This is a genomic window from Bacillota bacterium, from assembly GCA_040754675.1.
GTDB lineage: Bacteria > Bacillota > Limnochordia > Limnochordales > Geochordaceae > Geochorda.
The window spans coordinates 1-2,640 of sequence record JBFMCJ010000553.1; the positions used below are offsets into that span (position 1 = coordinate 1).

General features: G+C 55.5%; 3 protein-coding genes. 1 reads left to right on the forward strand and 2 read right to left on the reverse strand.

The window, feature by feature from the left end:
• Positions 1–308: 308 nt before the first annotated feature.
• Positions 309–692 carry a transposase gene (locus AB1609_20675; GenBank protein MEW6048859.1) on the forward strand — a complete coding sequence of 128 codons (384 nt, stop codon included), beginning with the start codon at positions 309–311 and terminating at the stop codon, positions 690–692.
• Between the two features lie 90 nt (positions 693–782).
• Here AB1609_20675 and AB1609_20680 read toward each other — a convergent pair whose 3' ends face one another.
• Both AB1609_20680 and AB1609_20685 read right to left on the reverse strand, forming a co-directional pair.
• Positions 783–1,817, reverse strand: coding sequence for a hypothetical protein (locus AB1609_20680; protein ID MEW6048860.1), 1,035 nt, complete (start codon positions 1,815–1,817; stop codon positions 783–785).
• 356 nt (positions 1,818–2,173) lie between these two features.
• The coding region (locus AB1609_20685; protein ID MEW6048861.1) for an N-6 DNA methylase at positions 2,174–2,640 on the reverse strand (467 nt) is incomplete at its 5' end.

Here is a 2,640-nt window from a genome sequence, read left to right on the forward strand (position 1 = left end):
TTCGAGGTGAGAGCTACAGGCTAAGAGAGAAAGCACGCGCCGGAGTGTACTCAGGTCCGAAGGCTTGAGGGCAGGGGGGTCAATTCTTGACCGGCGCTAGAGGGTCAAAATCACGCCGGCGTTGACAATATATTGTCCTGCCGTAAGCGGCACAGCCCCTGTCCGGGCCTAACTCGGATAGATCGACGCTGGTGTTAGCCATGCGACCGGGACCCGGCGGAGACTCGAAACTTAACGAGGCTGTTAACTGGGAGGTATCCAGATGTCTTCCAGCCGTTAGCTCTTCTTTGTAAATCCAGTTCCCGTGGGTGGTCACCAGCTCGGCAGGCGCTGACTTGGCGTCAATCATACCAACACCAGATTTCGGACCTGACCGCCGTGGGCCCACGAGAGTTGCGACAGACCGTGGCTTTTGGAGCCCGGAGAACGAGCGTGCACTAGCGGAACTGGGTGTAAAGCAAGTAAGCATGCCTTGTAGGGGTAAACAGAGCGTCAAACGTCGCAGACACGAACGGCAGTCCTGGTTCAGGCGTCTTCAACGCTGGCGGGCTGGCGAAGAAGCCACAATCAGCGTGCTCAAACGGCGGTACGGACTGGATCGGACCTCGTACCGTGGAGAAGAAGGCTCCCGGCGATGGGTTGGTGGGGCAATCTGGGGCTACAATCTCCACCGGATAGCGCAACTGGCCTGACCTCTCGGAAAACGGGCGATCATGCATCGATTCTCATGGGTCAACAGCCGGGATACTAGACCGGTAACACGCTTTTTCAGCAGAAACTACCTAGTCGCCTCCCAAGTAGCTTTCTAACAACTTGATTGCCGAGTCCTCAAGAGAATTGGCGTCAACAAACCTGTTCCAGGCATCAACTACCTGTTTGGCCAGGTTCCGACCCCATTCGCTATCACCAGGGTAAAGGAGGAGCACATCACTGACATCGTCTTCGGAGAGAGCATCAACCACAGACCCCGTAGCCAGGGCCTTCATTTGAGCTTGCACGGGCTGACAAGTGCAGGCTAAGTAGAGCAGTCCTACATGTATGCCCGGCTGCGGAATGATCCTAATGACGTGTCCGCTCGCGGCCCACCCCGCTCGGTCCCTAGTTACCACAGCGCAGTCCGCCAAGTTCTCCTCGGCCCGGCCGTCCGCGGTAAGGACAAGTGTGTTGTGCTCAAGCAAGTAGTCATCGGGCCTCCGGAACGAGGCCGGGCTTATGAATTTCAAGCCTACGGGACGATACTGGGCTACCTGGCGTCCCGAAAGAATGGGTATCCCGTACTGTGGGTTTTCGACATATACCGTTTTGTAACGCCCTGGGGGGCGAAAGACCTTACCTACCTCAGATAGGTGTGCTGCCATCCCGGTCGAGCGGATCGCTTCACGATAGGCCTGGTACAGAGGTGCATGCGGCTCAACATCTAACCTTCTCTTAAGTTGCGAAGCATTCAACTGGAAGCGCCGCCGATAGGCACTAAGCGGAAGCGCTTCCACAGCTGCGCGAAGCCCGCTCAGCCGAAGGAATTCCTGTTCCGCCTGAAGAAGACTGAGACGAGCCTGCTCCCGGAGTTCCATAGCCTTTACGAAGGCGTTTACTACCGTCCGACGAGTCCGCTCGTCAGCCATCGGTACTGGAATGTTGCGGACGTCCTTCGGGTGTATATGGTCGACTACTGATCCCCAACCACCGCCTCTCAACAGGTGCCGACCTGTGGCGGTGCTTAAGAATGCAAAAACGTAGAACAAGTCATCGTTTAGGGGACTAGTTACACGAATCATGTCACCACTAACAGCAAATTTGGCCAAGAACTCATCTACCATCACCACCGGCCCCAGGTTGCGGCCAGAACAAGTGACAAGTAGCCACCCGCGCTTGACCTCACAAAGGTGAAAGAACTTGTTCTGTAGTCGGCTGAGCAGTGTGGTTGAGCGAGGAATATACCGCAGCGTATCCCAAGGGGCTAGGTAAGGTTTACCATAATTGGGATGCGTGGCCGGAACGATGTCAAAGCGTGGGGGTACCCAAACAGCATCATCGCCTATTAGCTCGCCGAGTCGCACAACACGCCAGGGACCTTGGCAAACCCGTTGCCACGCAAGGCTGCGCTCAGCGAGATAGAACTTTGGATCAAGCCTCAGCGAAGAGGATATCGCAGAGGACTTGATTGTTGATAGCCTCATGATACCCTAAACGCCTGCCTGGGTTCTGTCATTGACGCAAGCCACTTGTGATAAGCTTCTGCAATATCTTCTAGTTCGTCATCCACGATCGGCTCGAGAACCTTCAATTTCTGCACCTCGCCTCCGACTGTGTGAGTAACTTCTTTTTCGGCCAGGACCAAGCTTCCATCCGGATTCCGCTTGTACGTGGTTTTGCCTCGCTTGTCGTGGCCAACAGAGTCAGCAATAGCCATGAATATCGGGTAGTCCCGGTCAGGTTCTCCAGGTGCCTTACGCCGCAACAGCACCATACTCGTTTGAGTATCATTGCCAGGCATAAACAGGTTTCGGTGCATGTCGACGACAGCCAAGATCTGGGCTTTGGAAAGAAGCCACTGCCTAAGGTAGCCCAGACCGGGGTTGTTCAGAAGCCCGTTTGGCATGACAATGGCCATGCGTCCTGTCCCAGGCTTCAGCCACTGCA

Excerpts from the sequence above, each read along its gene's own strand:
- AB1609_20680 (MEW6048860.1), bottom strand. The coding sequence starts at position 1,817 with ATGGTAGATGAGTTCTTGGCCAAATTTGCTGTTAGTGGTGACATGATT.